At 72.1% G+C, this 26,209-nt stretch carries 21 protein-coding genes; 8 read left to right on the top strand and 13 right to left on the bottom strand.

The annotated features are described in order from the left end of the window. The first annotated feature begins 255 nt into the window (after positions 1-255). On the top strand, positions 256-1,776 hold the full coding sequence (locus O7635_RS13270; protein WP_278080713.1) for a hypothetical protein: 1,521 nt from the start codon (positions 256-258) through the stop codon (positions 1,774-1,776). Between the two features lie 304 nt (positions 1,777-2,080). On the opposite strand, the gene O7635_RS13265 is transcribed toward O7635_RS13270, so the two are convergent. Next, positions 2,081-3,049 (bottom strand): DUF389 domain-containing protein, encoded by a 969-nt coding sequence (locus tag O7635_RS13265; protein ID WP_278080712.1) that lies wholly within the window; start codon positions 3,047-3,049, stop codon positions 2,081-2,083. A gap of 98 nt (positions 3,050-3,147) precedes the next feature. On the opposite strand from O7635_RS13265, the gene nhaA reads away from it, so the two are divergent. Next, positions 3,148-4,425 carry a Na+/H+ antiporter NhaA gene (nhaA, locus tag O7635_RS13260; protein WP_278080711.1) on the top strand — a complete coding sequence of 426 codons (1,278 nt, stop codon included), beginning with the start codon at positions 3,148-3,150 and terminating at the stop codon, positions 4,423-4,425. A 9-nt stretch (positions 4,426-4,434) separates the two neighbouring features. Here nhaA and thrS read toward each other — a convergent pair whose 3' ends face one another. Beyond that, entirely contained in the window at positions 4,435-5,634 is a 1,200-nt protein-coding gene (gene thrS / locus O7635_RS13255) for a threonine--tRNA ligase (protein ID WP_278080710.1), read from the bottom strand. Positions 5,635-5,843: 209 nt separating this feature from the next. Between thrS and O7635_RS13250 the strand changes: the two genes are divergently transcribed. Beyond that, on the top strand, positions 5,844-6,773 hold the full coding sequence (locus O7635_RS13250) for a YegS/Rv2252/BmrU family lipid kinase (RefSeq protein ID WP_278080709.1): 930 nt from the start codon (positions 5,844-5,846) through the stop codon (positions 6,771-6,773). On the opposite strand, the gene O7635_RS13245 is transcribed toward O7635_RS13250, so the two are convergent. From O7635_RS13245 to O7635_RS13235, 3 genes are read right to left on the bottom strand one after another with little or no spacing between them, the layout of a single operon-like run. After that, positions 6,770-7,618 carry a transglutaminase family protein gene (locus O7635_RS13245; protein ID WP_278080708.1) on the bottom strand — a complete coding sequence of 283 codons (849 nt, stop codon included), beginning with the start codon at positions 7,616-7,618 and terminating at the stop codon, positions 6,770-6,772. The two genes, O7635_RS13250 and O7635_RS13245, sit on opposite strands and share 4 nt — an antisense overlap. Continuing rightward, a complete protein-coding gene (locus O7635_RS13240) occupies positions 7,615-8,556 on the bottom strand; it encodes an alpha-E domain-containing protein (RefSeq protein WP_278080707.1) in 942 nt (313 codons plus the stop codon). The genes O7635_RS13245 and O7635_RS13240 overlap by 4 nt, the downstream gene beginning before the upstream one ends. After that, entirely contained in the window at positions 8,550-10,112 is a 1,563-nt protein-coding gene (locus tag O7635_RS13235; protein WP_278080706.1) for a circularly permuted type 2 ATP-grasp protein, read from the bottom strand. The genes O7635_RS13240 and O7635_RS13235 overlap by 7 nt, the downstream gene beginning before the upstream one ends. A 268-nt stretch (positions 10,113-10,380) precedes the next feature. Between O7635_RS13235 and O7635_RS13230 the strand changes: the two genes are divergently transcribed. Then, positions 10,381-11,094, top strand: coding sequence for a DedA family protein (locus O7635_RS13230; RefSeq protein WP_278080705.1), 714 nt, complete (start codon positions 10,381-10,383; stop codon positions 11,092-11,094). On the opposite strand, the gene O7635_RS13225 is transcribed toward O7635_RS13230, so the two are convergent. Further along, entirely contained in the window at positions 11,051-12,454 is a 1,404-nt protein-coding gene (locus tag O7635_RS13225; RefSeq protein ID WP_278080704.1) for an NAD(P)H-quinone dehydrogenase, read from the bottom strand. The genes O7635_RS13230 and O7635_RS13225 overlap by 44 nt on opposite strands. Positions 12,455-12,499: 45 nt before the next feature. Here O7635_RS13225 and O7635_RS13220 point away from each other — a divergent pair, with 45 nt between their 5' ends. Further along, entirely contained in the window at positions 12,500-12,961 is a 462-nt protein-coding gene (locus O7635_RS13220) for a gamma-glutamylcyclotransferase family protein (RefSeq protein ID WP_278080703.1), read from the top strand. Here the strand turns inward: O7635_RS13220 and O7635_RS13215 are convergent. Genes O7635_RS13215 through O7635_RS13200 form a run of 4 tightly spaced genes read right to left on the bottom strand, consistent with a single transcriptional unit; the run spans position 12,958 to position 16,214 of the window. Continuing rightward, positions 12,958-13,917 (bottom strand): GNAT family N-acetyltransferase, encoded by a 960-nt coding sequence (locus tag O7635_RS13215; RefSeq protein ID WP_278080702.1) that lies wholly within the window; start codon positions 13,915-13,917, stop codon positions 12,958-12,960. The two genes, O7635_RS13220 and O7635_RS13215, sit on opposite strands and share 4 nt — an antisense overlap. Positions 13,918-13,958: 41 nt before the next feature. Further along, positions 13,959-14,735 carry a hypothetical protein gene (locus tag O7635_RS13210; protein ID WP_278080701.1) on the bottom strand — a complete coding sequence of 259 codons (777 nt, stop codon included), beginning with the start codon at positions 14,733-14,735 and terminating at the stop codon, positions 13,959-13,961. Then, the gene (locus tag O7635_RS13205; RefSeq protein WP_278080700.1) at positions 14,732-15,589 is read right to left on the bottom strand and encodes a hypothetical protein; all 858 of its coding nucleotides are present in this window, start codon (positions 15,587-15,589) and stop codon (positions 14,732-14,734) included. Before O7635_RS13205 ends, O7635_RS13210 begins: the two co-directional genes overlap by 4 nt. Continuing rightward, positions 15,582-16,214 carry an MBL fold metallo-hydrolase gene (locus O7635_RS13200; protein ID WP_278080699.1) on the bottom strand — a complete coding sequence of 211 codons (633 nt, stop codon included), beginning with the start codon at positions 16,212-16,214 and terminating at the stop codon, positions 15,582-15,584. Before O7635_RS13200 ends, O7635_RS13205 begins: the two co-directional genes overlap by 8 nt. Positions 16,215-16,329: 115 nt before the next feature. Here O7635_RS13200 and O7635_RS13195 point away from each other — a divergent pair, with 115 nt between their 5' ends. Then, positions 16,330-17,346 carry a DUF4349 domain-containing protein gene (locus tag O7635_RS13195; RefSeq protein WP_278080698.1) on the top strand — a complete coding sequence of 339 codons (1,017 nt, stop codon included), beginning with the start codon at positions 16,330-16,332 and terminating at the stop codon, positions 17,344-17,346. On the opposite strand, the gene O7635_RS13190 is transcribed toward O7635_RS13195, so the two are convergent. Both O7635_RS13190 and O7635_RS13185 read right to left on the bottom strand, forming a co-directional pair. Next, positions 17,343-18,608 (bottom strand): amidohydrolase, encoded by a 1,266-nt coding sequence (locus O7635_RS13190; RefSeq protein ID WP_278080697.1) that lies wholly within the window; start codon positions 18,606-18,608, stop codon positions 17,343-17,345. The genes O7635_RS13195 and O7635_RS13190 overlap by 4 nt on opposite strands. 417 nt (positions 18,609-19,025) lie before the next feature. Beyond that, a complete protein-coding gene (locus O7635_RS13185) occupies positions 19,026-20,606 on the bottom strand; it encodes a methylmalonyl-CoA mutase family protein (RefSeq protein WP_278080696.1) in 1,581 nt (526 codons plus the stop codon). Between the two features lie 181 nt (positions 20,607-20,787). Here O7635_RS13185 and O7635_RS13180 point away from each other — a divergent pair, with 181 nt between their 5' ends. Both O7635_RS13180 and O7635_RS13175 read left to right on the top strand, forming a co-directional pair. Then, complete coding sequence (locus O7635_RS13180; RefSeq protein ID WP_347405276.1) at positions 20,788-22,620, top strand: serine/threonine-protein kinase; 1,833 nt, start codon at positions 20,788-20,790, stop codon at positions 22,618-22,620. Between the two features lie 46 nt (positions 22,621-22,666). After that, on the top strand, positions 22,667-24,313 hold the full coding sequence (locus tag O7635_RS13175) for a phospho-sugar mutase (RefSeq protein WP_278080695.1): 1,647 nt from the start codon (positions 22,667-22,669) through the stop codon (positions 24,311-24,313). Between the two features lies 1 nt (position 24,314). Here the strand turns inward: O7635_RS13175 and O7635_RS13170 are convergent, their stop codons facing one another. After that, on the bottom strand, positions 24,315-26,108 hold the full coding sequence (locus O7635_RS13170) for a hypothetical protein (protein WP_278080694.1): 1,794 nt from the start codon (positions 26,106-26,108) through the stop codon (positions 24,315-24,317). Between the last annotated feature and the right edge of the window lie 101 nt (positions 26,109-26,209).

The raw sequence follows: 26,209 nt of genomic DNA, 5'->3' as shown, positions 1-26,209 counted from the left end.
GAGGGTGATGTGTCGATGGAGGCAGAGCGGAGTCGGCCGGCAACCCGGAGCGTTCATCTGAAGGCTGGGTAAGACGCATGCCCCGCTTCTATCTACGTGGTCAGCGACGGCTTGGCCAGCGGAACGAGAGCGGGAGTGGGATCGCCCTGGTAGGGCGTGCGGTTTCCCATTTGGCACAGCCAAATTTTCACTGACGGAACTATTCTGGAAGATCGAATGGTGGCGGTGTGAGCTGGCTTTCGAGACAATTTCTATATGCGGCAGCTCCAACTCTTTCCGGCGGCTCGGTTGGCCGCCGCGCGAGATAAAAATCGACGCCGCGATTATTCGGTCGCGGGTGATGATTTTCGTCATGAGCATGCGCGACATCGGGAATGGGGGCTGGCACAGCGGCATGCCCGGAAGTTGCGCCGCGCGTATGGCCATGTTCCCGGTGACGCGGAGGTGCTGGCGGCGTGGGATCAGCGACTGACAGCGGCCCGGCCGGTCGAGTCCGTCCGCGCCGGGCCGGTCGACATCGAGCCCGTCCCAGCGGTGCCGGCCGAGCGGGTTGCGCCCCGACCCGGCGGCGTTCCGGGCCTGGCGGCTGGGGGTGCCACGGGCGCACCATCGGCCGGCCGATCCCTATCCGAGATGGGCGCGGCCGGGCCTGGTGAGCCCGAGGCGATCAGCGCCGCGTCCGCTGGGCTGGCCTCGACTCCGATCACCTCTGCCAAGCCCGCCGCAGCCGGGCCTGGTCAGCCCGAGGCGATCAGCGCCGCGTCCGCTGGGCTGGCCTCGACTCCGATCACCTCTGCCAAGCCCGCCGCAGCCGGGCCTGGTCAGCCCGAGGCGATCAGCGCCGCGTCCGCTGGGCTGGCCTCGACTCCGATCACCTCTGCCAAGCCCGCCGCAGCCGGGCCTGGTCAGCCCGAGGCGATCAGCGCCGCGTCCGCTGGGCTGGCCTCGACTCCGATCACCTCTGCCAAGCCCGCCGCAGCCGGGCCTGGTCAGCCCGAGGCGATCAGCGCCGCGTCCGCTGGGCTGGCCTCGACTCCGATCACCTCTGCCAAGCCCGCCGCAGCCGGGCCTGGTCAGCCCGAGGCGATCAGCGCCGCGTCCGCTGGGCTGGCCTCGACTCCGATCACCTCTGCCAAGCCCGCCGCAGCCGGGCCTGGTCAGCCCGAGGCGATCAGCGCCGCGTCCGCTGGGCTGGCCTCGACTCCGATCACCTCTGCCAAGCCCGCCGCAGCCGGGCCTGGTCAGCCCGAGGCGATCAGCGCCGCGTCCACTGGGCTGGCCTCGACTCCGATCACCTCTGCCAAGCCCGCCGCAGCCGGGCCTGGTCAGCCCGAGGCGATCAGCGCCGCGTCCGCTGGGCTGACCTCGACTCCCATTACCTCTGCCAAGCCCGCCGCAGCCGGGCCTGGTGAGCCCCAGGCGATCAGCGCCGCGCCCGCTGGGCTGGCCTCGACTCCGATCACCTCTGCCAAGCGCGCCGCAGCCGGGCCTGGTGAGCCCGAGGCGATCAGCGCCGCGTCCACTGGGCTGGCGGCCTCGACTCCGATCACCTCTGCCAAGCCCGCCACAGCCGGGCCTGGTCAGCCCGAGGCGATCAGCTCCGCCCCTAGGGAACTCGCGCCGACTCGGTCGCGTTTCGTGAGCCGGACGCAGCCGGGCTTGCTGAGCAGTAAACGGCGAAGACGGCGGCGGCCACTCCGGTGCCTGTCGAAACCGAATCGTATGGTAAACCAGAGCCGCGATCGCCTGCGGGATGCCACCGCCGCGCGGTCATAGGCCGGAGATCAGGTCTGCGACGAGTCATTCGCGACACGAGTGGCGATTCCGCGTCGGCCCAGGCCGTCGACTCAAAACGACCGCTGCGAAACGCAGACAATCAAAGAAGCATGCGGCGCCGGGTGGTTGGCATGTCGAAAAGGTTCGCTATTCCAACCGCCACCGAATACCTGCGGTATTCCAGTCGACGGACGTATCACCGGGCGCCAAGGGTTTTCGCGATGGCATCGGTTCATAGGTAGTTTCGAGCGCCCGACGACCGGACGACCACCCGTGCCGCGAGGCCGCAGCCGCGCCGCGGACCTCAGGGCGTGGACGCGTCGGCGCGCTTGCCGGCGATCGGTGTGGGCGCCGGCCGGGCCCGGCGTGTGCGCCGCCACCACAACCGCTGGACCAGCAGGGTGAGCACCCCTGCCAGCGCGATCGCGGCAAGGTTGATCGCGAGCTGAGCCGCCGAACCCACCGCCTCCCCGCGTACGCCGTAGGCCAGGGCCACCGCGGCGTTCGCCGCCGCTGGGACCGTGGTTACGGAGATCAGCACGCCCACCAGCGTCGCCGACTTGGCGGAGGTCAGCGACAGCATTCCGGCGACGCCGGCGAGGAAGCCGACGACCCAGGACAGCGCGTCGGGCCGCCAGATGAAGTCGGTCAGCGGCCGTGGGGCTACCAGCATCTCCTTGCTGACGAGGCCGGCCGCGTCGAGCAGCCAGGTGGTGCCGACCGTGACCAGCATCGCCACCGCGAACCCGACGACCAGGGCGATCAGCGAGCGCCGCACCAGGGCCCACCGGCCCTGGACCAGGCCGACGCACAACGCGGCCAGGGGACCGAACTCCGGACCCACCACCATCGCGCCGACGATCAGGATCGGCTGGTCGAGCAGCACACCGATGCCGGCGATCGCGGTGGCGACGATCATGAAGGCCAGGTACGCGCCGGACAGCTCCGTCTCCTCGCCCGTGCGGTGCTCGATCTCCTCCCACACCACCGCGTCGACGCCGAGGCCCGGCGTGCGGCGGGCCGCCCGGTCGGCGTACCGGGACAGCGGCACGTCGACGTTCTCCGCGACGATCGCCTCGACCCCGAGGGCGCGCAGCGCCTCGATGACGTCACTCGCACCCTCCCGCACGACGTCGGCCAGCACGAGGTCGCCGACCGGCTGGGTGGCCGCGCCGGGGAGCACGACGACATGGGTCACGGCCGCCGTGCCGTGCAACAGGCGCTCGACGTCCGGCCGGAGCGCGGCCGGCACGATGATCCGTAGATGCAGCACGGGCCACAGCCAACCACGAGTTGACCAAGTAGGGTCGAGGGAGGTGTGCCGGGAAGGCTGGTCGGCGATGCCGTTGCCGACCGTGCCGGGAGACGCCTGTGACCGACCAAAAGCCAGCAAACCGACTTTTCGGTCGGGGCAGCCTCGTCGAGTCCACCCGCATCGCCGACATCCTGCGCACGGAGACGGCCGGTGGGTTGCTGCTGGTCGCCGCCGCGTTGATCGCGGTGATTCTGGCGAACTCCCCGGTATCGGGCACCTACGAGCGGATCTCCGACGCGCATTTCGGACCCAGCGCCCTGCACCTGAACCTGTCCATTGCCGAATGGACGGCGGACGGTCTCCTCGCGATCTTCTTCTTCGTCGCCGGCCTGGAGCTCAAACGGGAGTTCGTCGCCGGTGACCTGCGCGATCCGCGGCGGGCTGCCCTGCCGGTCGCCGCCGCGGTCGGCGGTATGGCAGTGCCCGCGCTGATCTATACGGTGGTCAACCTCGCCGCGGCCGACGGCGCGCCGCGGGGCTGGGCCATTCCGAGCGCGACCGACATCGCGTTCGCGCTCGCCGTGCTCGGCCTGATCAACACCCACCTGCCCAGCTCGCTGCGAACGTTCCTGCTCACCCTGGCGGTGGTCGACGACCTGCTGGCGATCGTGGTGATCGCGGTTTTCTACACGTCGAGCCTGCACCTGGTGCCCCTGCTGCTGGCGCTCGTGCCGCTCGCCGCCTTCGCGGTGCTGGTGCAGCGCCGGGTGCGGTCGTGGTGGCTGCTGCTGCCCCTGGCCTTGGTGACGTGGGCGCTGGTGCACGCGTCCGGGGTGCACGCCACCGTGGCCGGCGTGCTGCTCGCGTTCGCCGTCCCGGTGCGCCGCCGCGCGCCTGGCGAGGGGCCTGGGCTGGCCGAGCACTTCGAGCACCGGTGGCGCCCGTTGTCCGCCGGCTTCGCGGTGCCGCTGTTCGCCTTCTTCGCGGCGGGAGTGACGATCGCGGGCGGCGACGCGGTCACCGACCCGGTGACGATCGGCATCGTGCTGGGCCTGGTGGTGGGCAAGACCGTCGGTGTCCTGGCCTCGAGCTGGCTGGTGCAGCGCTTCACCCGCGCCCAACTCAGCGAAGGGCTGTCCTGGTGGGACGTGCTCGGCGTGGCGATGCTCGCGGGCGTGGGCTTCACCGTCTCGCTGTTGATCGGCGAGCTCGCGTTCGGCCCCGGCAGCCCCCGCGACGAAGCCGCGAAGCTGGGCATCCTCGCCGGCTCGGTGGTGGCGGCGATAGTGGCGAGCGTGGTGCTGCGCGCCCGCAACCGCCACTACCGCACGCTCGTGGAAGAGGAAGAGCGCGACGACGACGCCGACGGCGTGCCCGACGTCTACCAGCGCTGACCGCTCCCGTCAGGAAGGGAGCCTTCCTTCTTCGCCGATCAGCCGGAGCGCGTCCGCGATCGGCATCGGCGGCAGCTCGCGACCGCCGCGCAGCCGCAACGCCACCTGACCGCCGGCGGCCTCGCGCTCGCCGATCACCGCCACGTAGGGCACCCGCAGCGCCGCCGCGTCGCGGATGCGGGCCCCCAGCGACCCGCCCTCGACGTCGACGTCGACCCGCAGACCGCGCGACGCCGCCGCGGCCGAGAACGAGTACGCCGCCCCCGCGACACCCTCCGACACCGGCAGCACCCGCACCTGCACCGGCGCGTACCAGACCGGGAACGCACCCTCGTGCGCCTCGATCAGGTAACCGAACAGCCGCTCCATGCTGCCCACCAGGCTGCGGTGCACGAGAACAGGCCGTTGCCGCGAACCAGACGCATCCACATAGGACAAATCGAAGCGCTCCGGCTTGTCGAAATCCAGCTGTACGGTCGACAGGGTCCACTCCCGCCCCGCCGCGTCCGCCACCTGGATGTCGATCTTAGGCCCGTAGAACGCCGCGTCACCGGGCGCCTCCACATAGGACCGGTCGCCCAGTGCCGACCGCAGCAGCGACTCCGCCATCTCCCACGACTCGGGCGACCCGATGTATTTCGCGCCAGGCCCCCGCAGCGAGAGCCGCAGCGAGCTCACCCGCACGCCGAGGGCCGCATGCGCGGCGTCGACCAGGGACAGCACCGACGCCACCTCCTCGCCGACGGACGAGAGGGCACAGAAGATGTGGGCGTCGTTGAGATGGATCGCCCGGACCCGCGACAACCCGCCGAGCACGCCGGACCGCTCACTGCGGTACATGCCGCCGATCTCCGCTATCCGCAACGGCAGCTCCCGGTACGAGCGCCCGCGCGCGAGGTAGACCAGACAGTGGTGCGGACAGAGCGCGGGCCGCAGCATCAGCTCGTCGTCGGACGACAGCCGCATCGGCGGGAACATGTCGTCGGCGAAGTAGCCGAGATGGCCGGACAGCTCGAACAGCTCCCGTCGCCCCAACGGTGGCGAGTAGACGTGCTGGTAGCCGTTGCGCTGCTCGAGGTCGCGCAGGTATTCCTCGACCGCGTGCCGGGCCGCGGCGCCCGCCGGCAACCACAGCGGCAGGCCCGCACCCGAGCGTGGATCAGAATGGAAGATGCCGAGCTCACGCCCGAGCTTGCGATGGTCGATCATGGTGGCTCCTGTTGAGACGGCCGCGACGACCCCACCAACAGCACAGCCCCGGCGGAGTCGCCCGGGGCTGGATCGATGACGGTAGGGTCAGCGAGGCACGCCGGGACATCCCGGCGTCGTCGTGCGTGCTGGCCCAACCATGTCGCCAGGCTAGCGAGCCGGCCGCCCGGGACGCACCCGAATATCTCCCCGACCGACGAGGACCCCCCATGCGCACGAAGCCGGAGCTGACCTCGGCGATCCGCACGGGCCGCCGGGCCGTGCTGCTGGTCAACGCCCACTCCCGGCGGGGCCGCCGGCTCTATCCCGAGGTGCTGCGCCGGGTCGAGGCCGCCGGGTTCGAGCTGTTGGGCCGGTTCCCGATCGAGGACCCGAGACAGTTGCGCAGCAGCCTGGAGTCGGCGACGGAGCTCGGGCCGGACCTGCTCGTCGTCGGCGGCGGTGACGGCACGATCGGCGCTGCCGCCCGGCATCTGGCGCACCGCGACGTCGCGCTCGGGCTGCTGCCATTGGGCACGACCAACAACTTCGCCCGTACGCTCGGCATCCCGCTCGACCTCGACGCCGCCGTCGCCATCCTGACCGGCGGCAAGGTGATCGACGTCGACCTGGGCCTGGCCGGCGACATGCCGTTCGCCAACCACGTCGGCATCGGCCTGTCCGCCGCGATCTTCGCGACCGCCCCGCCGCGGCTCAAGAAGGTCATCGGCCGCCTCGCCTATCCCGCGACCGCGCTGGCCCTGCTCACCCGCCACCGGGCGATGCGGGTGACCGTGCGCACCGACGGCCGGTCGCACGACTACGTGACCCATCAGCTCTACGTCGCCAATGGCGGGTTCCACGCCGGCCGCCCGATCACCGCCGACGCCGACGCCGACGACCGGCTGCTGGTCGCGTACCCCGTCGGCGACGCCAACCGCGCGCGGCTCCTGCGCGAGACGGCCCGCAACGCGGCGACCGGCCACCGCCGCTCCCACGGCGAGGATCCGTTCCTGGCCACCGACGAGATCCTGGTCGAGACCGACCGCCCGGTGCCGGTCGAGGTCGACGGGGAGCCGCGGGGCTACACGCCGCTGCGGATCGGCCTGGCCGCCAACGCCCTGCGCGTGATGGCCGCCACCGACACCGTCGACCGCTAGCGGACCCGGGTGATCTTCACCTCGACGCCCTGGCCGGTGTTGGGCGGGCCGGCGTAGACGCCTTTGAGGGGCGGCACATCGCCGTACTCCCGGCCGCGGCCGATCACCACGTGCCGCTCGCCGATCGGCACGCCGTTGGTCGGGTCGAAGCCCATCCACCGACCGGCCCACCATTCCACCCAGGCGTGGCTCTGGCCGACGACGGTCTCGCCGACCGGCGCGTCCGGCGTGGGGTGCAGATAGCCGGAGACGTACCGGGCCGGCACGCCCATCGATCGGAGCAGCCCGACGGTCAGGTGGCTGAGGTCCTGGCAGACGCCGCTGCGCTGCCGCCAGGCCTGCACGGCGTCGGTCTGCACACCGGTCGAACCCGCCACGTACGCCACCTCGGCGCGCACGGTCTCGCACACGGCCCGAGCGGCGGCGTGCGGCGTGCCGTGCCCACCCCGGATCTCGTCGGCCAGTGCGGTCAGCTCGTCGTCGAGCGCGGTGTGCGGGCTCGGCAGCAGCAGCTCGTGCCAACGGTCCACCGTGCCCGGGTCGGCCAGCTCGGCCCAGGTCGCGGTGGCCAGCAGGTCGCCGGGCGGCAGCGTCTCGACCACCGCGGTGGCGGTGACGGTCAACCGGTCGTGCGGCGTGTGCACGTCGAACGCGGTCACCACCGTGCCCCAGTAGTCGACGTAGCGATGGGTGCTGGCCTCGGGCCAGACCTCCACCCGCGCGTCGAGGACCGCCTGGTGCGGCTCGTCCCGTGGGGTCATCCGGGCCTCGTTGTAGGAAGCGGCGACCTGGCCGTCGTACCGGAAGCCGGTCCTGTGCTCGATCTCCAGCCGCCAGCTGTTCACGCCACCGCCCCCGTAACCCAGCTCACCGCGGAGGTCTGCCGGAAGTACCGGGTGGACACCGCCTGGTTGACCTGCGAACACGTGCGCTCCACACCGTCCAGGACGCCGGCCAGGTCGGCCAGCAGCTCGTCGACGCCCCGGAACTCGAGGTTGGTCCGGGACCGGCCGACGATCCGCTGCGCGTCCGTCGCGACGCCGGCCCGGCCCGGGCCGGGCGCCAGTTCGGTCAGGCACGACTCGGCGGTCGACAGCGCCGCGAACACCGACCGCGGGAAGAGCCGGTCGAGGAGCAGGAACTCGGCGGCGTGCCGGTCGTCGAGCGAGCCGCGGTAGGTGCGCAGGAACGTCTCCCACGCCCCGCACGACCGCAGCAGCGTCAGCCACGACGGGATCGAGCCCCCGGCCTGGACGTGGGTCGACAGCAACCGCGCCGACATGTCGACCCGTTCGACGCTGCGGCCGAGCACGAGGAACAGCCAACCCTCGTCGCGGCTCATCGTGGCGTCGGTGAGGCCGGCCAGCACGGCGCAGCGGTCGCGGACCCAACCGAAGAAGGCGTGCACGCCTTGCTGCTCCACCCGGGCGCGCGCTTCCGGCAGGGCGAGCCAGGTGGCGTTGAGGCACTCCCACATCTCGGACGAGACGGTCTCGCGGGCGCCTCGGGCGTTCTCCCGGGCCGCGGCCAGCGCGCCGGCCACCGAGCTGGGGTTGTCGGCGGCGAGCCCGAGCAGCGCGACCACGCGGGCGGCGGAGAGCGGTCCCGTGTCCGGCACCGGCGCGCCCATCACCGACAGCAGCGAGCGGCACGCGGTTTCCTCGGGCACCCACGGGTCGGCGAGCATCTGGTGCAGGTGGACGTCCAGGATGCGAGCGGTGTCCTCGGCCCGCTCGACGTAGCGGCCGATCCAGTAGAGCGACTCGGCGATCCGGCTCAGCACGGCACACCACCCGTCTGCTGCTGTTGCTGCTGCTGGGCCGAGGTGACGCCCGGCCCGGGATCGGGGCGTGGCGCCTCGGCGCTGCGGTGGGAGATCGGCGCCGGCGGCGGCTCGACGGGCGCCTGGGGAGCGGCCAGCACCCAGGTGTCCTTGGAGCCACCGCCCTGGCTGGAGTTGACCACCAGCGCACCCTCCGGCAGCGCGACCCGGGTCAACCCGCCGGGCAGCACCGTGATCCGGTCGCCGTCGTTGACCGCGAACGGCCGCAGGTCGACGTGTCGCGGCCGGAGGCGGTTGCCGATCAGCGTCGGCACCATCGAGAGCTTGACCTCGCGCTGGGCGATCCAGCCCCGCGGGTCGCGGTGGAGTGCCAGCCGCAGCTCGGCCAGCTCCGCGTCGGTGGCCTGCGAGCCGATCACGATGCCGGCGCCACCGGAGCCGTCGACCGGCTTGAGCACCAGCGTGTCCAACCGGTCCAGGACGTACGCGAGGACGTCCGGGTCGGCCAACCGGTGGGTCTCCACGTTGGGCAGCGCAGGCTCCTCGCCGAGGTAGTAGCGGATCAGCTCGGGGACGTACGTGTAGAGCAGCTTGTCGTCGGCGACCCCGTTGCCCACCGCGTTGGCGATCGTCACCTGGCCGGCCCGGGCGGCGTTCAGCAGTCCGGCGACGCCGAGGATCGAGTCGGACCGGAACTGCACCGGATCGAGGAACTCGTCGTCGATCCGCCGGTAGATCACGTCGACACGCTGTTCGCCGGCCGTGGTGCGCATCGCCACCTGGTTGCCGGCGCAGATCAGGTCGCGCCCTTCGACCAGCTCGACGCCCATCTCACGGGCCAGCAGCGCATGCTCGAAGTACGCCGAGTTGTGGACACCCGGTGTGAGCACCACCACGGTGGGCTCGCGCACCCCGGCGGGCGCCGCGGCGCGCAGGGCGCCCAGGAGCTGGCTGGGGTAGGACTCGACCGGCCGGATCCGGGTGGAGGCGAACACCTCCGGCAGCACGTGGCTCATCGCCCGCCGGTTCTCCATCACATAGCTGACCCCGGACGGCACCCGCACGTTGTCCTCGAGCACCCGGAACGCCCCGGCCTCGTCGCGGATGAGGTCGACGCCGGCGACGTGCACGCGTACGCCGTTGTGTGGCTTGATGCCCACCGCCTCGCGGTGGAAGTGCGCGCTGGTCACCACGACGGCCCGTGGCACGACACCGTCGGCCAGCACCTCGCCGGCGCCGTAGACGTCGGCCAGGAACGCCTCCAGCGCCCGGATCCGTTGCGCTACACCGCTTTCGACCACCGCCCACTCGGCCGCTGTGATGATCCGAGGCACGATGTCGAGCGGGAACGGCCGTTCGACGCCCTTGAGCGCGAACGTGATGCCCTGGTCCAGGAAGGCGCGCGCCAGCACGTCGGCCCGCACGCCGAGGTCGGCGCTGGACAGCGGCTGGAGGGTGGCGTGCAGCGTCTCGTAGCTTTCCCGTGGCATCCCCGCCGCGGCGAACATCTCGTCCCAGCCCGGGCCCAGCCGATAGTCCTCGAACAGGTCCGCCATGGGCGCACGCTACGCCGCGGTCGTTGCGGCTCTGTAACACCAAGGGCCGTCGGCACGGGACCTGCCGACGGCCCAGCGGGTGGCGGCCCGGCACACCAGGAACGGGGGACCCGACGTGCCGGACCGCACATTTCCACGGTACGCCGCCAGCACTCCGACGTCTGTAGGGTCGAATGCCGGACAGCGGCATGGTGCCGCTGGTCAAGTGCCCCCCATCTGGGCTTTTCGGAAACTATCCTGAGCCCGGCGGGGATGGAGGGTGGGGCGGATGGCGGACGTGCTCGGCACGGTGACGTCTCCCGTGTCCGCTTACCTGTTGCTGCTCGGCCTGCTGATCGTCGACGCCTTCGTGCCGGTGATCCCCACCCAGGCCATCATGATCACAGGCGGGGCGCTGACCGCATACGGACACCTGAGCCTGCCCACCACGATCGCGGTCGGCGCGCTCGGCGTCATCGTCGGCGACTGGGCCTGCTATCTGTTGGGCCGGTCCACCCACCACCGCACCGGGTTGATCGCCCGGCTGCGGCAGCGCTGCGGCATCCAGACCGACGACGTCGCCAAGTCGGCGGCGGCCCCCACCGGCAAGGCCCGGCGGGCCGCCCGCAAGCTGACCCGCGGGCTGCGCGAGCCCGGGCCGGTCGTCATCCTGATCTGCCGGTTCGTGCCCGGTGGCCGGATGGCCGCGTGCTTCTCGGCCGGCCGCGCCCGCTACCCCTACAAGCACTTCACGCTCTACCAGGCGCTGGCCGCGGTGGGCTGGGCCACCTACGGCACGCTGGTCGGCCACCTCGGCGGCGCGGCGCTCACCTCGTCGGGGTGGCGCCTGATCGTGGTGGCGGTGATCGCCGCGGTCGTGTTCGCGGGCGCCGGCTGGGGGCTGGCCCTGTGGAAGCCGGCGGCCCTGCGCAGCCAACCCCAACCGGCGCCGCTGGACGCTACTCCAGTTCGTGCAGCATCAGCTGACGCGCCGCCTCAGTGATCGACCCCGACAGCGAGGGATAGATCGTGATGGTGTGCGCGAGCTGGTCGACGGTCATGTTGTTCTCGACCGCCAGCGTGATCGGCAGGATCAGCTCCGACGCCTTGGGCGCCACCACCACGCCGCCCACCACCTGACCGCTGGCGGGCCGGCAGAACAGCTTGACGAAGCCGTCGCCCAGGTCGGCCATCTTCGCCCGGGCGTTGCCGCCCAAGGTCAGCATCACCTCGCGGGCCGGCACCCGCCCCGCGTCGACGTCGTTCTGGCTGACCCCGACGGTCGCTAGCTCCGGGTCGGTGAAGACGTTGGCCGCGACGGTGCGCAGCCGCAGCGGCTGGACCGCCTCGCCCAGCGCGTGCCACATCGCGATGCGGCCCTGCATCGCCGCCACGCTGGCCAGCGGCAGGACGCCGGTGCAGTCGCCGGCCGCGTAGATCCCCGGGACGTTGGTGCGGGAGACCCGGTCGACGGTGACGTAGCCGCCCTTGGCCACCGCCACGCCGTATTCCTCCAGCCCCAGACCCTCGGTGTTGGGCACGGAGCCGACCGCGATCAGGGCGTGCGAGCCGGTGACCGTGCCGCCGCCGCTCAGCTCCACCTCGACGCCGTCGGCGGTGCGCCGCACCGCGTTGCCCCGGGAGTTGTTGAGTATCGTCATGCCCCGCGAGCGGAAGACCCGCTCGATGGCCTGCGCGGCGTCCGCGTCCTCGTGCGGCATCACCCGGTCGCGGCTGGAGACCAGCGTCACGCGTACGCCCATCGCCAGGTAGGCGCTGGCGAACTCGGCGCCGGTCACGCCCGAGCCGATCACGATCAGGTGCTCGGGCAGCTCCGGGAGGTCGTAGAGCTGGCGCCAGTCGAGGATCCGCTCGCCGTCGGGCGTCGCCGTCGGCAGCACGCGCGGGGTGGCCCCGGTCGCGATCAACACCGTGCTGGCATCGACCGCGTACGGCGCGTCACCACTCGCCGGTGTGACCTCGACCCGATGGGTGTGACCCAACGTGTCAGCGCCAAGCCGGGCTGTGCCCGCCACGAAGGTGACGCCCGCCTTGACGAGCTTGTTGTGAATGTCGCTCGACTGGGCCTGGGCCAGGTTTTTCACCCGCGCGTTGACCGCCGCGGCATCGACCGTCACGGCGTCGAGCCCACCGGAGTGGACGCCGAAGCGCTCGGTGTCACGGTAGGCCGTCACCACGTCTGAGCTGGCAATAAAGGTCTTTGAGGGCACGCAGTCCGACAGCACGCAGGCGCCGCCGGCGCCCTCCGCCTCGACGACGGTCACGTCGGCGTCGAGCTGCGCGGCGACCAGCGCTGCCTCGTAGCCAGCCGGGCCGCCACCCACGATAACGATTCGTGTCACGTGTCGTATTCTCCACCACCGGCCAACCGGGCTATCGTCATCGCCGTGCGTCATTACGCCGCGTACGGCTCAAACCTCGATCCCGCCCGAATGCGTGCTTACTGTCCGCATTCGCCGATGGTGGGCACCGGCTGGCTCGAAGGCTGGCGTCTCACCTTCGCGGGCGAAGACGTCATCGGGTGGGAGGGCGCGGTCACCACGATCGTCGAGTCACCCGGCGACCGGGTCTTCGTCGCGCTCTACGACGTCCACCCGTGGGATGCCGCCCAGCTCGACGAGGTCGAGGGGGTGACCGGTGAGACCTACCGCAAGCTGCACCTGCGCGCGGTCACGCTGGAGGGCGACCAGACGGTCTGGGTCTACGTCTTCAACGGCTACGAGGGCGGCCTGCCGACGGCGTGGTATCTCTCCGAGATCGCCAACGCCGCCCAGAAGGCCGGCGCCCCCGACGACTACGTCAACGAGCTCCGCGGCCGCCCCACCAAGACCGCGACGCCAGAGGTCTAGGCCGCCGCGATCTGCTGTTCGAAGATGTCGGCCTCGTAGATCGGGGTCATGCCGGCGGCGAGGTAGACGTTGGCCGCCCCGGTCGGGCTGGACAGGTCGACGCCGAGACCGGCCTGGGTGCGGCCCTTGGCGGCGTAGACCGCGAACGCGTGCCGCAGCAGCGCGCCTCCGACCCCGCGCCGGCGGAACTCCCGCAGCACGGTGAGGTTCTTGATCCAGCCCTCGTTCTGCTCGAGCATCTGGTCGGACGACATCAGGATGCCGGCCGGCACGCCGTCGACCTCGGCGACGAACCACTCGTCCCAGGCCACCGAGCTCAGCTTGTCGACGGAGGTCCGCCAGGCGTCGTAGTCGCGCGGCTGGTAGTCGTAGGCGTCGCGGAAGCCCGTGTCGTAGACCCGGTGGAACAGGCGCATGTCCGCCTCGTCGTCCGGCCGCACCAGCCGGATCGTCACGCCGTCGGGCAGCTCCGGGGGCCGGATCTGGCCATCAAGCTGGCGGCGCATCCGGGCGTAGCGCTTGACGAACGTGAACCCGCGCGCCTCGATCTCGGCGACGTAGTCGCGCTCGGCCGGCAGCGCGCCGGCCTTGGCGGTCACCGTGGCGAAGCCGCGCTCGGTGGCCCGCTCCGCCACCCGGCGCACCACCAGGTCGAGCAGCGGCGCCCGGCCCGGCGCCCCGCCGTCGGGGTGCACGTAGACCTCGACGAACTCGCTGTCGCCGCCGTTCTCGTTGTCGATGTAGGCCCAGCCGCCGAGCCGGCCGTCGGGCAGGTAGGCCAGCCAGAGGTCCTTTGCCGGGTCGACGTGCGGCGAGGTGAGCGCGGCCCGGATGTCGTCTTCGCCGGTCTCCGGCTCGCCGGTGGCCGCGATGTCGCTCGCCCGCATCAGCTCCAGGATCGCCGGCAGGTCGTCGAGGGTGGGCCGGCGCGTGGTCCAGCCGTCGGGGAACGTCACCCGGAGGTTGTCTCACATCGCCGGGCGTCGACGCGAGTGAATTAGGCGCGGGCGGCGCCGTCCGGGTCCGGCTCGGTGCGCGCCGGACGGATGCCCTTGCGCGCGCTGTCGAGCAGGCCGAGCAGCTCGATCCGCTCCTCCAGGGTGAGCGCCGCGTACGCCGACGCCGCGATCCGGTCCGTCACCGCCTCGGCCCAGACCCGGCGGCGGAGCAGCGGACCGACACCGGGGTACGGCGGCTGCCAGCCCCACGCCACGGCCCCCGCCTCGCCTTCCGGTCCGGAGATGATCGCCTCCAGCGGGCTCAGCCCGCTCGCCCGCACGGCCAGCAGGTGCGCGCCGCCCCGATGCTCCCGCAGCAGGTGCAGCAGCACCGCCGCCTGGGCGCCCGGCCGGTCGTCGGGCACCGGCATGGCCCGCCAGGCGGCGAACAGCGGCAACGCGGACGCGTCGGCGTGCAGCACCACCCGCTGCGTCAGCTCGACCAGGCGCTCGACCCGGGGGAAGTCGCCGAGCTGCTCGACGCCCCACCGGCAGCACTCGGCCAGGTGCACGGCCGCGACCTCGGGCGGCGGCAGCACCCGGCGGGCGCCGTCCCAGCCGTCGGCCACCGCCTCGGGCGCGATGAAGCCGAGCGCCGCCGCGACCGTGTCGGGCCGCACGTCACCGAGCGCGCCACCCCGACCGGCCACGTAGAACGCCCAACCGGAGAGCCCGAGCTGGCGGGCGCGGCGCAAGGTCCGGGGGCACTCGGCGTACGCGCCACCGAGCTCCACCACCACCTCCCGCGACGCCTGCGCGGTCTGCTCCGGGGTCATTCGTCCTCGTCCAAAGCCTCGATGACCGCCTCGACCTCGCCGACGCGGCGGCGGGCCTGGGTGGCGGCGCGTTCGGCCGCCTTGCGGGCCGCCCGGAGCTGGCCGAGCGCGGCGTCGGCGTCGGCCCGGGCCCGCTCGGCCGCCTGCAGGGCCGCCTCCGCCCGTTCGACCGCCGCCACGCCGTCGGCCTCGGCCTTGGTGGCCTTGTCGAGCTCCTTGGCGGTGCTCTTCTCCTCCGTCTGCGCCGCGTGCAGCTCCCGCTGCGCCGCCCGCTTCTGGGCCGCGCGCTCCGCCTCGGCGGCCCGCTTCGCGCCGCGGCCGTCCTCCTCGGCCGGCGCGGGCTCGGGCGGCTCGTCGGTAACGAGCCGGAGCTGCGGACGGGGCACCTCGCCGAACCCGGCGTAGCTGGCGGCCCGGACCAGCCGGCCCGAGCGCAGCTGCTCGGCGACCTCGGCGTCGGAGACCGCGGCGGTCAGGGTGGCCTCGACGTCGGCGACCGGCAGCTTGCCGCGGTTGCCCGGGTCGGCCTTGGTGGCCAGCGACACCGCCTCTTTGACCAGCGCGTTGACCGCGTCCCGGCGCTGTCTGGTCAGCTCGCGCAGGGCGTCGCCCTTCAGCTCGCGCTGGGCCGACCGCAGCGCGGCCGAAAGCTCCACGAGCTGGTCGATCAGCTCCGGCTTGCGGATCGCCAGGAGGTTGACGACCCAGGCGGCGACGGTGGGCTTGCGCAGCTTGCCCAGCTGCTTGGCGCGGTCCTTCTGGCCGGCCGCCTTGGCCTCCGCCACCAGGTCGTCGCGGGCCGCGATGAACCCGTCCGGCGGTGCGGTGTAGAGCTCGACGACCGGGTCAGGCATCGACGCTCGTACCCGGGGCCAGGCGCTGGTAGTCGACCTTGAGCAGGCGCCCGAGGACGCCGTCGACGAGCTTGCCGCCGGCGTCGTTGACGATCCCGTCGTGCAGCGCGAACGCCCGGCGCGGCGCGACCGCCCGCACGAAGTCGACCGACTCGCTGATCTTCAACCAGGGCGCCGACACCGGCACGAAGAGCGTCTCGACGCGGGCTCCCTCGGGCACGTCGAACGAGTCGCCGGGGTGATAGAGCGAGTCGTTGACCAGGAAGCCGAGGTTGGCGATCCGCGGGATGTCGGGATGGATCTCGGCGTGTACGCCGCCGAACGCGCGCACCGGCATCCCGGCGGCCGAAAAGGACTGTCCGGTCTCGACGGTGGTGACGACGTCGCCGAGCGCGGTGAGCTTGGCGGCCACGTCGGAGTTGGTGTGGACGGTGACGTTGGAACGCTTGCTCAGCGCGTCGGCCACGGCGTCGACGTCGAGGTGGTCGGGGTGCTCATGTGTGATCAGCACGGCGTCGACACCGTCGAGCGCGGCCCGCTCGGTGAAGCTGCCGGGATCGATGACCAGCACGGCGCCGTCCTGCTCGACGCGTACACAGGAATGGCCGAACTTGGTCAGTCGCATCTCGTGACCCCCTGGCTGCCGAATCGTGATGTCCCCTGGCGAGTCTGCCGGAACCGGCGTGCGCACGCGGCACGTCTGACCGACGAACTCGCGGACGAATTCGGAGGGGACTGATATGGGCAGCGTACGACGGGGGCGGGCGCTGGCCGCGCTCGCGGCCGGTGGGCTCGCGGCTGGGCTGGCCCTGGCCGGTTGCAGCGGCGCCGAGGATTCGGGCAGCAGCGGCGCCGCGGAACCCATGGCCGCCAGCGACGGCGGCACGCGGGACAACGCGGCGGTCGCCCCGGGCGCCGGCCGCGACGCCAGCGCGCCGGAGGCCAAGGCGGCCGAGGGCGGGTCGGCTGCGCAGCAGGCCCAGGGCGGAACACCCGCCGAAAAGCTTGCGGTCGACCAGCGTCAGATCATCTACACCGGGTCGATCACGATCCGGGTGGAGAACGTCGAGCGCACGGCGGCCGAGATCACGTCGTCGGTCACGGGCGCCGGCGGCTTCGTCGGGGGCGACAAGCGCACCGACGACGGCGGCCGGTCCGAGGCGGTGCTCACGCTGCGGGTGCCGGCCAACCGGTTCACCGCGGTCGTCGACGAGATCGCCGGCAAGGGCACCGACGACCGGCGCGAGATCAGCACCGAGGACGTGACGGAGGACGTCGTCGACCTCGACGCCCGCATCACCACCCAGCGCGCCCGGGTGGAGAGCGCCCGCCGCCTGCTGGCCCAGGCCAAGACGATGAACGAGCTGGTCTCCCTGGAGAACGAGCTCGGCCGGCGCGAGGCCGACCTGGCGTCGCTCGAGGGCAAGAAGCGGCGGCTCGACGACCTCACGGCGCTGTCCACGATCACCGCGACCCTGCTCGGCCCCCAGGCGCAGGCGCCCGCGCTCCCGCCGGACGACGACGACACGGGCTTCATGGCCGGCCTGCGCGGCGGCTGGAACGCGTTCGTGGCCACGCTGGGCGTCGTGCTGACGGTGCTGGGCGCGCTGATCCCCTGGCTCGTGCTGGCCGGCCTGGGTCTGCTCGCCTTCTGGTGGGTGCGACGGCGCCGGCCCCGGCCCGCGGTCGCGCTGGCCGGACCGACGATACCGACCCAGCCGGCGCGGGCCGACGAGCCGGAGCGGGAGGACGCTTAGAAGGTGCCGGCGGCGAGGGCGGCCAGCGCGGTGTGCACCATGACGCGCACGCCGTAGCCGATCGCCCGCTCGTCGACGTCGAACGTGGACTGGTGGATGTCGGGCTTGACCTCCGCGCCCTGCGGCGTGGTGCCGAGCCGGATCATCGCGCCGGGCACCTGCTCGAGATAGAAGGCGAAGTCTTCGCCACCCATGCTGATCTCGGCCTCGACCACCCGGTCGGGGCCGAGGGCGGCGCCGGCCGCGCCGGCGACCACCGCGGTGGCCATCCGGTCGTTGATCACCGGCGGCACGCCGCGGGTGTAGGTGATCTCCACTTCGGCGCCGGTCGCGGCCACGACGTCGCGGATCAGCTTGGTGATCAGCTCGGGCGCCTCGCGCCAGGCCTCGCGGTTGAGGATGCGGACCGTGCCCTTGAGGTTTGCCTCGGCCGGGATGGCGTTGTAGGCCTCGCCCGCGTGCGCCCGGCCCCAGACCATCGAGACGCCGGCCCGCGCGTCGACGCGGCGGTCGAGCAGCGACGGCACGTCGACGATCACGCGGCCCATGGCGTGCACGAGGTCGGTGGTCAGGTGCGGGCGGGCGGTGTGGCCACCCGTGCCGCGCAGGTTGACCTCGATCGTGTCGGCGGCCGCGGTGAACGGGCCCGAGCGCACGCCGACCAGGCCGACCGGCAGCTGCGGCGCGCAGTGCAGCGCGTAGACCGCGGCGACGTCCTTGAGACCGCCGGCGGTGATCACCTCGGGGGCGCCGGACGGGATGCACTCCTCGCCGGGCTGGAACAGCAGGCGGACCCGGCCGGGCAGCTCGTCGCGCTCGGCCAGCTGGGCCAGCGCCAGGCCGGTGCCGAGCAGGATCGTGGTGTGCACGTCGTGGCCGCAGGCGTGGGCCACACCGTCGACGGTGGACCGGTAGGGCACGTCCTTGCCGTCCGGCAGCGGCAGCGCGTCGAGATCGGCCCGCAGCGCGATCACCCGGTCGCCCTCGCCGACGTCGCAGATCACGCCATTGCCCTTGGGCAGCAGGCGCGGCGTCAGGCCGGCGACGGCCAGCTCCCGGGCGACCAGGGAAGCGGTCTCGAACTCCTGGTGGGACAGCTCCGGGTGGGCATGGATGTGACGACGTACGGCTACGAGTTCGGCGCCCCGCGCGGCAAGCCAGCGGTCGAGCTGACCTGGAAGGGGGTCGGCGCCCGGGGGCGTCTCCGGCCAAGCTGACGCCAGCGGGCTGCTGTCGGGCGGCAGCGTCAACGCACTCGTCACGTGAAAATCTCGATCACTCTGGGCGGAAAGGGACTCGGCTAGCCTAGACCTCCGACGGTGACGCTGCGCAACATCATTACGGTAGTGATCGGATCGCGCAGGGTCACGAAAGCCCTGGTAGGAGCGTTCGTCGAGTGGCGGGGTCGCGTCGGCGGGCGCATTGAAACCTGCCAACTGTCCCACACCTCCTACAACGCGTGATGGTGGCGGTGGACACGGGCACACCGCTGATCGCGCGGGAAATCCGGTTATCTGGTCATCAATCTACCCGGCGGATGGTCACCTTGCCGGGTGAGACCACTTACGCTGACACGTTCTGGGTCGTCGCAGCCGCACACCTGGTCCGGCAGATCTTGGTCGCTCTGAGTAACCGTGCAGTTCCAGTGCGAGTTTAACGCACCGTAACAAGGCGTCCGGTCAGAACCTCTCGACCGGGTGGTAGACACCCCATACCTCGCGAAGAGCGTTGCAAACCTCGCCAACCGTGGCGTACGCCCGCAGGGCCTCGCGCATCGGGTAGAGCACGTTGTCGGTGCCGGCCGCCGCGCGCTTGACGGCCGCCAGGGCCTGCTCGACCGCGGCACCGTCGCGCGCGTCCCGGATCGCCGCGAGCCGCTTCGCCTGGGCCGCCTCGATCGCCGGGTCGACCCGCAGCGGCTCGTAGGGCTCCTCCTCGGCGATCCGGAAGCGGTTGAGCCCGACCACCACCCGGTCGCCGTTGTCGATCTCCTGCGCGACGCGGTAGGCCGAGGTCTCGATCTCGTTCTTCTGGAAGCCGGCCTCGATCGCGTCGACCGCCGACCCGTAGGACGCCACCCGCTCCATCAGGGCGGTGGCCTGCGCCTCGATCTCGTCGGTCATGGCCTCCACGACGTACGAGCCGGCGAACGGGTCGACGGTGGCGGTCAGGTCGGTCTCGTAGGCGAGCACCTGCTGGGTGCGCAGTGCCAGCCGGGCCGCCTTCTCCGTCGGCAGCGCGATCGCCTCGTCGTAGGAGTTGGTGTGCAGCGACTGCGTCCCGCCGAGCACCGCGCCCAGACCCTGCACCGCCACCCGGATCAGGTTGACCTCGGGCTGCTGGGCGGTCAGCTGCACGCCGGCGGTCTGGGTGTGGAAGCGCAGCATCATCGACTTCGGGTTCTGCGCGCCGAACTCGTCGCGCATCAGCCTGGCCCAGATCCGCCGGGCCGCCCGGAACTTGGCCACCTCTTCCAGGAGCGTGGTGCGCGCGACGAAGAAGAACGACAGGCGGGGGGCGAAGTCGTCGACGGCCAGGCCGGCCGCGATCGCCGCGCGTACGTAGTCGGCGCCGTTGGCCAGCGTGAACGCGATCTCCTGCACGGGCGTCGCGCCGGCCTCCGCCATGTGGTAGCCGGAGATGGAGATGGTGTTCCACTTCGGCACCTCCGCGCGGCAGTACGCGAACGTGTCGGCGACCAGGCGCAACGACGGCTTCGGCGGGAAGATGTAGGTCCCGCGCGCGATGTATTCCTTGAGGATGTCGTTCTGGATCGTCCCGTTGAGCGCGCTGGCCGGGATGCCCGCCTCTTCGGCGACGAGTTGGTAGAGCAGGAGCAGCACCGAGCCCGGCGCGTTGATCGTCATCGACGTCGACACCTTGTCGAGCGGGATGCCGTCGAAGAGCGTCTTCATGTCGGCCAGCGAGTCGATCGCCACGCCCACCTTGCCGACCTCGCCGTGCGCGATCGGGTCGTCGGAGTCGTAGCCCATCTGCGTCGGCAGGTCGAACGCCACCGACAGGCCCATCGTGCCGTGCTCGAGCAGCTGGTGATAGCGGGCGTTCGACTCGGTGGCGGTGCCGAAGCCGGCGTACTGGCGCATGGTCCACGGGCGCGACGTGTACATCGTCGGATAGACGCCCCGGGTGTACGGGTATTCGCCCGGCTGGCCGACCCGCTTGTCGAGGTCACCGGGGAGATCCGACTGGTCGTAGACCGGCTTGACCGGGAAGCCCGACTCCGTCTTTCGCTGCGCCATTAACGGATCCTAAGCCTCGCCGGGGGCCGTGGCCCGTGAGGGATCGGGCACAGACGGTTCGGGTCGTTCGTACCCAACGTCGATGATCCATCACAACAGGTGATGCGGTTTCCCTTATCGGGCCGGCTCCCCCAAGATAGGGAGGTTGGTAACTGGCCCTCGACCCCCCGGCGGCTTTTCAGTGACTCAGATTCCGACGTGGAGCAGCTCCGCCACCTCCGGATCCGGCAGCTCAGCACCTGGTGGGACCGCTGTCTCCAGCCGGGCGGCGCCGGGTGCGACGATCGGCGGTCGCTACTCGCTCCGGGCCGCGGTCGGCCACGGCGGCATGGGCACCGTCTGGCGCGCCAGTGATGTCCTGCTGCGCCGCGACGTCGCCGTCAAGGAGGTCGTGCTCCCGCCGGGGCTCGCTCCCAGCGACCGCGACTCGATGTACGAGCGGACGATGCGCGAGGCCCGCGCCGCCGCCGCGCTCCAGCACCCGTCGGTCGTCCAGGTCTACGACGTCGTCCACGAGAACGGCCGGCCGTGGATCGTGATGGAGCTGCTCGACGCCCGCAGCCTCGCCGACATGGTCATCGAGGACGGCCCGGTCGCGCCGCGCGCGGTCGCGAAGATCGGCATCGCCCTGCTCGGCGCGCTGGAGATCGCCCACGCCAACGGCGTGCTGCACCGCGACGTCAAGCCGGCCAACGTGCTCATCTGCGCCGACGGCCGGTGCGTGCTCACCGACTTCGGCGTCGCTCGCATGCCCACCGACGTGCAGCTCACCACGCCCGGCATGGTGCTCGGCTCGCCGCACTTCATCTCGCCGGAGCGCGCGATGGGCCAGGACTTCGGCCCGCCCAGCGACCTGTTCTCGCTCGGCGTCACGCTCTACACCGCGGTCGAGGGCCGGCCGCCGTTCGACAAGGGCGACCCGATCGAGACCATGCACGCGGTCGTCGAGGACCCGCCGGCACCGACCCACCGGGCCGGCGTGCTCAACGACGTGCTGATGGGGCTGCTGGAGAAGGACCCGGCCCGCCGCTACGACGTCGCGACCGCCCGCGGCATGCTGCGCGAGCTGCTCGCCGGCCCGCTGGCCAGCAAGGCGCCGGCGCACATGATGACCGACCCCTATGCGGTCGTGCCCGCGCAGCGCTCCCCCTGGCAGCCGCCGGCACCGCAGGCCGACAACCGGCCGACCGGCAAGATCGGCGGGCGGGCGATGCTGGCGCCGGGCGAGTCGCTCACCGATCGGCTCGGGTCCGGTCCCCCGCCGCAGGCGCCCACCGGGCCGCTGCAGGCCCCGACCGGGCAGATGCCGGCGCCGAGCTGGTCTCCGGTGCCGCCGTCCGCCCCGTCGTCCTCCTCCGGCGGCGGCCTGGCCGGGCTCAAGCGGCGCGGCGGCGATCTGGTCGAGACGGTCAAGGGCTGGCCGCGCAACCTCCAGCTGGGCGTCGCCGGCGGCCTGGCCGTCGTCCTGGTGCTCATCGGCTTCTTCGCGTTCCGCGGCGACGGTGGCGACGGCGGCACCACGCCCGTGCAGGCGGGTGGCACCTCGGCGGCCCCGTCCGCCGCGTCGTTCGCCACGCAGCGGCACACCGAGCGCGGGGTCTCCGTCAACGTCCCCAAGGGCTGGAAGAAGGCCGGCGGGGGCAAGTCGGTCTACTACGACTACATCGACCCCGAGGACTCCGGGCGCAAGGTCCGCATCCTGGTCGAGGACGTCAGCTCCAAGGCGACCGCGGCCGGGTTCCTGCAGACCGCCGAGCGCGGGCTCAAGGGCAACAGCAAGTCGTGCCCGAAGCCGTACGGTCGGGTGGAGCTGCGCGAGGGCGAGCTGGCCGGGCGCAAGTCGGGCGAGCTGGAATACACCTGCGGCGACTCGGCTCGGCACGGCGTCTGGGGCGCGGTGATCGCCGACGGGAAGGCGTACTCCTTCTTCCTGACCAGCACCGAGGAGCGGTTCGCCGACAGCAAGCCGATCTTCGACGAGATGGTGCGGTCGTTCGAGCTCACCACCGGCTGACCCGGCCGGTCCGGCCCGTGGCTCCGGCTCGTGCTATCAAAGCGGGATGACTGAGCTGGACGACCTGGCGGCCCGCGCGCGGGCCTGGCTCGCCGACGATCCCGACGACGCGAGCCGGGCGGAGCTGGCCCGGGTGCTCGACGGGCTGCCCGGCACCGCCGCCGACCTGGCCGACCGGTTCGCCGGGCCGCTGACCTTCGGCACGGCCGGGCTGCGCGGCCCGCTGCGGGCGGGACCCAACGGGATGAACCTGGCGGTGGTCACCCAGGCTGCGGCCGGGCTGGTCAACTGGCTGGGGGCCCGCGGCGCTTCCGGGCCTCTGGTCATCGGATATGACGCGCGGCACGGCTCGCGGGCGTTCGCGGAGCGGACGGCCCAGGTCGCCACCGGCGCCGGGCGCGAGGCCATGTTGCTGCCGCGTCCACTGCCGACCCCGGTGCTGGCGTACGCCGTGCGCAAGCTGGGCGCGGCCGCCGGCGTGATGGTGACGGCGAGTCACAACCCGCCGCAGGACAACGGCTACAAGGTCTACCTCGGGGCGGAGCTGGGCGGCGTTCTGGGCGCGGGCGCGCAGATCGTGCCGCCGGCCGACGCCGAGATCTCGGCCGCCATCGCGGCCGTCGGGCGCCTGTCGACCGTACCCCTGGGTGATCTGGGTGTGGTCCTCGACGACGACATTGTCGAGTCCTATGTGGAGAATGCGGCCCGGGTGGTCGACCCGGACGGGCCGCGGGATCTCGCGGTGGCCTACACGCCGTTGCACGGAGTCGGCGCGCCGGTGCTGGCGGCGGCGTTCGCGCGGGCCGGGTTCGCGCGGCCGCACGAGGTGGCGGAGCAGGCCGAGCCCGACCCGATGTTCCCGACGGTCGCGTTCCCCAACCCGGAGGAGCCCGGGGCGATCGACCGGGTGGTCGAGTTGGCCACGGTGACCGGTGCGGACATCGCGATCGCCAACGACCCCGACGCGGACCGGTGCGCGGTGGCGATCCCGGGGCCGCTGGGCTGGCGCATGCTGCGCGGCGACGAGGTGGGTGTGCTGCTCGCCGACCACCTGCAGCGGCGCGGGGTGGCCGGGCGCTATGCGACGACGATCGTCTCGTCGTCGTTGCTGTCGGAGCTGTGCGCGCGGCGGGGCGTGCCCTACGGGGCGACGCTGACGGGGTTCAAGTGGATCGTGCGGGCCGGCGAGGATCTGGCGTACGGCTACGAGGAGGCGCTGGGCTACTGCGTGGCGCCGGAGTTGGTGCGCGACAAGGACGGCATCACGGCGGCGCTGCTGGTGGCCGAGATGGCCGCGGGGTTGAAGGCGTCGCTGCGGACGATCGGTGACCGGCTCGACGAGCTCGCGGCCGAGTTCGGCGTCTACGCGACAGATCAGCTGTCGGTGCGCGTCGACGCGCTGCCGGAGATCGAGACGGCGATGACGTACATCCGGACGAAGACGCCCGGGTCGCTGCTCGACGATCCGGTGATCGCGGTCGAGGACATGGCGCCGGAGAACGACGTCCTGATCCTGCGCACCGAGTCGGCCCGGGTGGTGGTGCGGCCGTCCGGGACGGAGCCGAAGCTGAAGGCGTATCTCGAGGTGGTCGAGCCCGTGGTCGACGGTGACGTGGGCGCGGCGCGGGAGCGGGCGGCGGCGTCCGTGCGGGCGTTGCGCACCGAGACGGCGGCGGCTCTCGGGATCTGGTGATCTAGAGCCGCCAGACCCAGGCGCCGCCGATGTCGTCCGGGATCTCGCCGGTGAGGTCGACTACCAGCAGCCGGAGTTGGCCCGCGTTGGTCTCTGTCTGTGGCAGGACCAACGCGTCGGCGCGCCAGAACGTCAGGTCGTCGGTGAACTTGGCGCGGGTCTCGTCGGTGACCGGCGGCAGGTCGCCGGAGCGGCTCGTCTGGTCGAACAGCGCCGTGGTGAAGCGGGTCGGCGCGTTGAAGATGGCGCGGTTGTCGGAGCCCTCGGTCGCGGGGCCCAGGAAGTAGCCGCCGGCGATCGCGAATCCGATCTGGGCCTGGGCGGCCCAGCGCATGCCGTCGAGGTAGATGTTGTCGGTCACCGGCACGAACACGAGCGCGCGCCCGTCGGTGGCGTAGTCGCGCCAGAGGCCGGCCGTGACGAACGCCGGAGTCGGCGCCACGTCCGTGGTCGGGATCGCCTTGGGGGCGAGCGGGATGAGCGCGGCCAGGACGGCGGCGGCGGTCAGCGCGCGGATCGTCTTGGTGACGGGGGGCCGGCGGCCGCGGCCGAGCTCGAGGGCGCGGCCGGCGCCGACGGTGAGCAGGGCGGCGGCCACCGGGACGACGATCAGGGAGAGCCGGGTCGGCACGACCGAGTTGAAGATCGGGAGGTTCTCCAGCCACCGCCACGGGCCGTCGACGCCGGTGTCGTCCTGGTCGATCATGATGCGCGGGCCCAGCGAGAGCGCGGTGAAGACGAAGCCGGTGACGACCAGCGCCCACGTCGTGCGCCGGCGCCAGGTGAGCACGACGGCGATCAGGCAGACGATCAGCAGTGGCCAGCCCAGGAAGCTGTTCTCCTCGGCCGGGCCCTGCGTGAGCCGCTCGGCCTCGGCGGTGCTGCCGGCGATCGACAGCCGGGCGAAGGCCGGGTAGGCGGCCAGGTCGGTGCTCACGTCCTTGACCGCCGTCGGGACGCCGCGGTAGCTCTGCGGGCCGAAGAACTGGACCCAGAGCGGGTACGCGAGCAGCGCGGCGGCCAGCACGATCGCGACGGCGAGCCCGCCGAGGAAGCTCGGGACGCGCTCCTTGACGGCCCGCGGATTGAAGATCACGTAGCAGAGCACGAAGACGAAGATCCCGAGGGCGGTGTAGAGCAGCACCTCCTCGTTGACGAAAGCCTGGTAGGTGACCAGGATCCCCAGCCAGATCCCCCGCCGGATCGCGCGGCCGGGCCGGCCGAGCCGGATGACCGCGACGACCAGCCAGGGCACCACGAACTGCGCGGTCCAGTTGACGTGCCCCTGCGCGTGGCTGACCATCCCGGGCGCGAACCCGCAGAGCGCTCCGCCGGCGAAGGCGACCAGCCGGTTGCCGGTGCCGAGGTGGCGACTGAACGCCCAGTACCAGCCGAACGCGGTGCCCGCGAGCCCGATCACCAGCAGCACGGCGAACGCGGCCTGCGGCCCGACGAACAGGGTGATCGGCGACATGGGGATGCCCAGCCCGAGCACCGACGTGTTCGCCATGAGATTGACGCCGTCGGGCATGTTCAGCGACTTGGTGGTGAAGGGATAGATCCCGTGCTCGGCCACCTGGCCGCCGTGGGCGAGCACCCATTGGAAGAAGACGTGGTCCTGTGGGTTGACTGCCGGGGTGGCCGTGCCGAGGTCTCCCCAGAAGCCGCTGGTCACGGCGAACGCGGCCCCGAGGTAGAGCACCGCCACGGCGACCGTGACGGCCGGACCGACCCAGGCCGGAGTGATCCGCTGCACCCCACCGGGCGAAACGGGGTCACTTACGGCAGACGCCACGATTTCACAGCGTAGTGGGGCGGTCGCTGTCCGATGTCACCATCGCCCGCGCCCACAGCGACTTACCAGCGACGCGCACACCCGCGATGCCTGCGGCCTGG

Origin of the sequence: Asanoa sp. WMMD1127 (assembly GCF_029626225.1) — a bacterium.
Taxonomy (GTDB): domain Bacteria; phylum Actinomycetota; class Actinomycetes; order Mycobacteriales; family Micromonosporaceae; genus Asanoa.
Note: the sequence above shows the minus strand (reverse complement) of the source record. Positions and strands in the feature narration are given on the sequence as shown.